At 54.9% G+C, this 5,529-nt stretch carries 3 rRNA genes; all 3 read left to right on the forward strand.

The window, feature by feature from the left end:
• Window positions 1-259: 259 nt before the first annotated feature.
• The 3 genes from AUC47_RS06770 to rrf all read left to right on the forward strand — a co-directional run bounded on the left by AUC47_RS06770 (window position 260) and on the right by rrf (window position 5,518).
• A 16S ribosomal RNA gene (locus AUC47_RS06770) occupies window positions 260-1,784 on the forward strand.
• Window positions 1,785-2,191: 407 nt separating this feature from the next.
• Window positions 2,192-5,296 (forward strand): 23S ribosomal RNA (locus tag AUC47_RS06775).
• A gap of 105 nt (window positions 5,297-5,401) precedes the next feature.
• Window positions 5,402-5,518, forward strand: a 5S ribosomal RNA gene (gene rrf, locus AUC47_RS06780).
• The 16S, 23S and 5S rRNA genes sit together here, the layout of an rRNA operon.
• The last annotated feature ends 11 nt before the right edge of the window (window positions 5,519-5,529 follow it).

Genomic DNA, 5,529 nt, shown 5'->3' on the forward strand with positions numbered 1-5,529 from the left:
GGTAAGATTGAGAAGTTGCCCTTCGGGCCTGACTGTGATGGTTGGGTCGGGGGAGCGTCCGATCCTTGAGAACTCAACAGCGTGCACTTGTCAAATGCCAAATAACCTCGACTCCACGTCATGTGGGGTGAGATTCCTTTGGATCAAAGACCAGCCCCTTTTGGGGGTTGGCAATGGATAGTCAGCAATGATTTATCTCTTTGGTCAGCATCAAACTCGCTGCGTTCATCGTTTTCCCGGTGTTCGTATGCATTTCTTTTTTACGGAGAGTTTGATCCTGGCTCAGGATGAACGCTGGCGGCGTGCTTAACACATGCAAGTCGAACGGTGAACACGGAGCTTGCTCTGTGGGATCAGTGGCGAACGGGTGAGTAACACGTGAGCAACCTGCCCCTGACTCTGGGATAAGCGCTGGAAACGGCGTCTAATACTGGATACGAGTAGCGGCCGCATGGTCAGTTACTGGAAAGATTTTTTGGTTGGGGATGGGCTCGCGGCCTATCAGCTTGTTGGTGAGGTAATGGCTCACCAAGGCGTCGACGGGTAGCCGGCCTGAGAGGGTGACCGGCCACACTGGGACTGAGACACGGCCCAGACTCCTACGGGAGGCAGCAGTGGGGAATATTGCACAATGGGCGGAAGCCTGATGCAGCAACGCCGCGTGAGGGATGACGGCCTTCGGGTTGTAAACCTCTTTTAGCAGGGAAGAAGCGAAAGTGACGGTACCTGCAGAAAAAGCGCCGGCTAACTACGTGCCAGCAGCCGCGGTAATACGTAGGGCGCAAGCGTTATCCGGAATTATTGGGCGTAAAGAGCTCGTAGGCGGTTTGTCGCGTCTGCTGTGAAATCCCGAGGCTCAACCTCGGGCCTGCAGTGGGTACGGGCAGACTAGAGTGCGGTAGGGGAGATTGGAATTCCTGGTGTAGCGGTGGAATGCGCAGATATCAGGAGGAACACCGATGGCGAAGGCAGATCTCTGGGCCGTAACTGACGCTGAGGAGCGAAAGGGTGGGGAGCAAACAGGCTTAGATACCCTGGTAGTCCACCCCGTAAACGTTGGGAACTAGTTGTGGGGTCCATTCCACGGATTCCGTGACGCAGCTAACGCATTAAGTTCCCCGCCTGGGGAGTACGGCCGCAAGGCTAAAACTCAAAGGAATTGACGGGGACCCGCACAAGCGGCGGAGCATGCGGATTAATTCGATGCAACGCGAAGAACCTTACCAAGGCTTGACATATACGAGAACGGGCCAGAAATGGTCAACTCTTTGGACACTCGTAAACAGGTGGTGCATGGTTGTCGTCAGCTCGTGTCGTGAGATGTTGGGTTAAGTCCCGCAACGAGCGCAACCCTCGTTCTATGTTGCCAGCACGTAATGGTGGGAACTCATGGGATACTGCCGGGGTCAACTCGGAGGAAGGTGGGGATGACGTCAAATCATCATGCCCCTTATGTCTTGGGCTTCACGCATGCTACAATGGCCGGTACAAAGGGCTGCAATACCGCGAGGTGGAGCGAATCCCAAAAAGCCGGTCCCAGTTCGGATTGAGGTCTGCAACTCGACCTCATGAAGTCGGAGTCGCTAGTAATCGCAGATCAGCAACGCTGCGGTGAATACGTTCCCGGGTCTTGTACACACCGCCCGTCAAGTCATGAAAGTCGGTAACACCTGAAGCCGGTGGCCTAACCCTTGTGGAGGGAGCCGTCGAAGGTGGGATCGGTAATTAGGACTAAGTCGTAACAAGGTAGCCGTACCGGAAGGTGCGGCTGGATCACCTCCTTTCTAAGGAGCATCTGACGCTTCGGCGTCCAGAACCCAGATCGGACCCGCACGTGGTTCGCTGGGAGCTCATGGGTGGAACATTTGACATGACATCAGCGCAGCTGATTTCTGCTAGTACGTCGCTTCGGTGGCTGGAACGTGGGGGTTGGTGAGCGGGGTGTCTGCACGCTGTTGGGTCCTGAGGGACCGGACGTCGTGACCTTCGGGTTGCGGGTCTGTACCTCTGGGCCTCTTGTTGTTTGTCCTGTGGGGCAAGCGGTGAGGGGTACCGCCCGTACTTTGAGAACTACACAGTGGACGCGAGCATCTTGCAACTGATCTTTGATCGGTTGCGCAAGATGATCTTAAAGATCATTAGTCAATCTCCATGCCTTTCGGGGTGTGGCGATCGATTCGAACTCATGTGATTTCAAGTCTTTAAGAGCAAACGGTGGATGCCTTGGCATCTGGAGCCGAAGAAGGACGTAGCAATCTGCGATAAGCCTCGGGGAACTGATAAGCAAGTTTTGATCCGAGGGTGTCCGAATGGGGAAACCCCGCTGGGCGGCGTGCCGACCCAGTGACTCCCGCCTGAATATATAGGGCGGGTAGAGGGAACGTGGGGAAGTGAAACATCTCAGTACCCACAGGAAGAGAAAGCAACCGCGATTCCGTTAGTAGTGGCGAGCGAAACCGGATCAGGCTAAACCGAGCGTGTGTGAGAGCCGGCAGGCGTTGCACGTTCGGGGTTGTGGGACTTTTCAGTCATCTCTGCCGAGATGGCGGCGTTACAAGAAGGTATAGACGAACGGTCTTGAAAGGCCGGTCATAGAGGGTGCCAACCCCGTAGTCGAAATGCCTTGCTTGGCGCGAAGAGTATCCCAAGTAGCACGGGGCCCGTGAAATCCCGTGTGAATCTGTCAGGACCACCTGATAAGCCTAAATACTCCCAGATGACCGATAGCGGACAAGTACCGTGAGGGAAAGGTGAAAAGTACCCCGGGAGGGGAGTGAAATAGTACCTGAAACCGTTTGCTTACAAACCGTTGGAGCACCCCTGGTAGGTGTGACAGCGTGCCTTTTGAAGAATGAGCCTGCGAGTTAGCGATATGTGGCGAGGTTAACCCGTGTGGGGTAGCCGTAGCGAAAGCGAGTCTGAATAGGGCGATTCAGTCGCATGTCCTAGACCCGAAGCGAAGTGATCTATCCATGGCCAGGCTGAAGCGACGGTAAGACGTCGTGGAGGGCCGAACCCACTTAGGTTGAAAACTGAGGGGATGAGCTGTGGATAGGGGTGAAAGGCCAATCAAACTTCGTGATAGCTGGTTCTCTCCGAAATGCATTTAGGTGCAGCGTTGCGTGTTTCTTGCCGGAGGTAGAGCTACTGGATGGCCGATGGGCCCTACAAGGTTACTGACGTCAGCCAAACTCCGAATGCCGGTAAGTGAGAGCGCAGCAGTGAGACTGTGGGGGATAAGCTTCATAGTCGAGAGGGAAACAACCCAGACCACCAACTAAGGTCCCAAAGCGCGTGCTAAGTGGGAAAGGATGTGGAGTTGCTCTGACAACCAGGAGGTTGGCTTAGAAGCAGCCACCCTTGAAAGAGTGCGTAATAGCTCACTGGTCAAGTGATTCCGCGCCGACAATGTAACGGGGCTCAAGCACGCCACCGAAGTTGTGGCATTGACATTATTGGTAGGCCTTCGTGGTCCAGCCGTGTTGATGGGTAGGAGAGCGTCGTGTGGCCAGCGAAGCGGCGGGGTAACCCAGCCGTGGAGGCTACACGAGTGAGAATGCAGGCATGAGTAGCGAAAGACGTGTGAGAAACACGTCCTCCGAAAGACCAAGGGTTCCAGGGTCAAGCTAATCTTCCCTGGGTAAGTCGGGACCTAAGGCGAGGCCGACAGGCGTAGTCGATGGACAACGGGTTGATATTCCCGTACCGGCGAAGAACCGCCCAAATCAATCCAGTAGTGCTAAGTGTCTGAATCCCACTGACTGATCCCTTCGGGGTGACGCTGTGGGCCTAGCGCACGACCCCATGCTGGTGCGGTTAGCGTATTAACAGGTGTGACGCAGGAAGGTAGTCCAAGCCAGGCGATGGTTGTCCTGGTGCAAGTGCGTAGGCCGAGTCATAGGCAAATCCGTGACTCATACAGGCTGAGACACGATGCGGATAAAAAGTGGATGATCCTATGCTGCCAAGAAAAGCATCGACGCGAGGTTCTAGCTGCCCGTACCCCAAACCGACTCAGGTGGTCAGGTAGAGAATACCAAGGAGATCGAGAGAATCGTGGTTAAGGAACTCGGCAAAATGCCCCCGTAACTTCGGGAGAAGGGGGGCCATCCACTTATACCCACGTGCTGGGAAAAGGGTGTGGTGGCCGCAGAGACTAGTGGGTAGCGACTGTTTACTAAAAACACAGGTCCGTGCCAAGTCGCAAGACGATGTATACGGACTGACGCCTGCCCGGTGCTGGAAGGTTAAGAGGACCGGTTAGCCGCAAGGCGAAGCTGAGAATTTAAGCCCCAGTAAACGGCGGTGGTAACTATAACCATCCTAAGGTAGCGAAATTCCTTGTCGGGTAAGTTCCGACCTGCACGAATGGCGTAACGACTTCCCAACTGTCTCAACCGCGAACTCGGCGAAATTGCATTACGAGTAAAGATGCTCGTTACGCGCAGCAGGACGGAAAGACCCCGTGACCTTTACTACAGCTTGGTATTGGTGTTCGGTGTGGCTTGTGTAGGATAGGTGGGAGACTGTGAAGCATGGACGCCAGTTCATGTGGAGTCATTGTTGAAATACCACTCTGGTCACTCTGGATATCTAACTTCGAACCGTAATCCGGTTCAGGGACAGTGCCTGGTGGGTAGTTTAACTGGGGCGGTTGCCTCCCAAAAAGTAACGGAGGCGCCCAAAGGTTCCCTCAACCTGGTTGGCAATCAGGTGTCGAGTGTAAGTGCACAAGGGAGCTTGACTGTGAGACTGACAGGTCGAGCAGGGACGAAAGTCGGGACTAGTGATCCGGCAGTGGCTTGTGGAAGCGCTGTCGCTCAACGGATAAAAGGTACCTCGGGGATAACAGGCTGATCTTGCCCAAGAGTCCATATCGACGGCATGGTTTGGCACCTCGATGTCGGCTCGTCGCATCCTGGGGCTGGAGTAGGTCCCAAGGGTTGGGCTGTTCGCCCATTAAAGCGGTACGCGAGCTGGGTTTAGAACGTCGTGAGACAGTTCGGTCCCTATCCGCTGCGCGCGTAGGAAGTTTGAGAGGATCTGACCCTAGTACGAGAGGACCGGGTTGGACGAACCTCTGGTGTGTCAGTTGTTCCGCCAGGAGCACCGCTGATTAGCTACGTTCGGGATGGATAACCGCTGAAAGCATCTAAGCGGGAAGCCGGCCTCAAGATGAGACTTCCATACCTTCGGGTGAGAGGCTCCCAGCCAGACTACTGGGTTGATAGGCCAGATGTGGAAGCACGGTAACGTGTGCAGCTGACTGGTACTAATAAGCCGATGACTTGATAACACACCGTTCGTTGGTGCTTGCGTCCACTGAGTGGTTCTCGATGTACGGTCGAGAACCGCATAACTAGACTTTGTCGTTATGCAACGATTGAAACATCAATAGTGTTTCGGCGGCCATAGCGTGAGGGAAACGCCCGGTTACATTCCGAACCCGGAAGCTAAGCCTCACAGCGCCGATGGTACTGCAGGGGGGACCCTGTGGGAGAGTAGGACACCGCCGGACTCCTTTTAGAC

Origin of the sequence: Microbacterium sp. SZ1, assembly GCF_002362255.1 — a bacterium.
Classification (GTDB): Bacteria; Actinomycetota; Actinomycetes; order Actinomycetales; family Microbacteriaceae; genus Microbacterium.